General features: G+C 61.3%; 1 protein-coding gene and 2 pseudogenes. All 3 read right to left on the reverse strand.

Annotation, left to right across the window (positions count from 1 at the left end; all coding sequences use genetic code 11):
* Positions 1–384, reverse strand: a pseudogene (locus tag EN807_RS32240) (hypothetical protein); the annotation flags it as partial.
* A gap of 402 nt (positions 385–786) precedes the next feature.
* A complete protein-coding gene (locus EN807_RS35910; protein ID WP_128248398.1) occupies positions 787–1,092 on the reverse strand; it encodes a hypothetical protein in 306 nt (101 codons plus the stop codon).
* Between the two features lie 53 nt (positions 1,093–1,145).
* Positions 1,146–1,614: pseudogene (locus EN807_RS35320) on the reverse strand (ISKra4 family transposase); the annotation flags it as partial.

The following is a 1,614-nucleotide window of genomic DNA, read 5'->3' on the forward strand; positions in this document are numbered from 1 at the left end:
TTTGCCAGGTCCACCCCGATCATAGTATCCTTCATTTGCCGTCCTCTCCTTCTCGTGGCGTTGAACATCACGACCTTGGCACATTGCGATGCCGTCTGGGGAGGGCGGCAACCATCCCATCTTCTGCCGCTTCACGTATGGCTTGACGTATGACGCAGGCATCAGGCGAACCTCATGCCCCAGAGCCGTGAGGACACGAGCCCAGTGATGGCTCGTTGCGCAGGCTTCGATGCCGATCAAGCACGCCGGCAAGGACGTAAAGAATGCGACTACATCGTCGCGACGCAACTTCCGGCGGACAACCACTGCGCCCTGCGCGTCAACGCCGTGCACCTGAAACACGTGCTTGGCGACATCCAGACCGATTGTGCTAACCTTCTCCATGGACGGCTCTCCCTCATGTGACTTTCGACAGCCACACTTTGGCACATTGCGATGCCGGGAGCGGAGGCCGTCCACCTCATCAGGTCATGGTGCGCCAATTGAGGATCCGCGCCCAGGACCTTTGCTCCGCCTGCGGCAGCTCCGGGACAAGATCGGGGGGACGTCGCCGATAACCCAGTGCAGCGTGTTATCGGACGCGCGATGCACGAACGGCTCGCGCAAGCGAAGCAAAGTGGCTGTGTTGACCGGAATCACCACCGGCCATTCCAGTCCCTTGGCGCTGTGGATGATGATGATCTCGATGGCGTCGCCTTCGGCATCAACCCGGCCCTCGTTGGACGGACCCCCTGAGTCCAATCCTTGGTGATGTCACGGACTGTGAGACCGGTAACTTCTCTGGGGTTAGGCGGCGCGCAGGAGAGGCGGTTTGGGCTTGAATAGTGGTGGCACGTTCGGCTCTGGCTGTCGGAACGGTGCCCGCAATCGATTGCGAAGCTCGCCGTTGAGATCTGCCGTCCTGACCTGCATGAGCATGTGAGCACCGTGGAGCGACCACCGCATCTGCTGTTTCTTGACCATCCGCTTGCCGACAAGTGAATTCACCGCCGATTCAGCCAGAGTCGTTGCGACGCGAAGGCCGGCTTGGTAGCGCTTGCCATAGTTGACGATCGCGCCGCGGTTCGAACGGATATAGGTCAGGAGCTGCAAGCCGAGGCTTTGAAGTCGGGCGATGGAGAACTCGCTGTCTCCTTGCGAAGCCTTCACCCTCTCCAAGAGTGCTCCAGATCGGTGATCGCGCGATCGACCCGCCCATGCCACAGGCGCCACTTCACCGCTCTGATGTCACGGTCAATTGCGGGAAGCGCTTCAGAGAGACCCGATCGGGATCGAGCCATATGATTGGCGATCTGCTGCATCGGCTGGACCTTCATGGCGATGTGGAACCAGTCGATGATGTGGGCCGTCGGCTTCGGCATTGCGCGGGGTAGCCGCTTCAGGATTTCGGCGCCGTCCGAAATCACCGTCACATCGCCAAAGCCGCGGTAGCCTACTTCCCGAAGGGCATGAAGGGCGCGATCCCGGATTGCCCGTTGGTCGGCGCTGCCGGTCACGAAATAGCGACCGCCGCCTTCGCCCCGCCCGCCGCGGCCGCATCGGGCCACAACGAGCTCGAAGTTGCGCGCGGAATTGGAACCGGCGCTGCGAACATGCGCAGTATCGATGCTGATG

This window comes from Mesorhizobium sp. M5C.F.Ca.ET.164.01.1.1, assembly GCF_004792125.1.
Classification (GTDB): domain Bacteria; phylum Pseudomonadota; class Alphaproteobacteria; order Rhizobiales; family Rhizobiaceae; genus Mesorhizobium; species Mesorhizobium wenxiniae.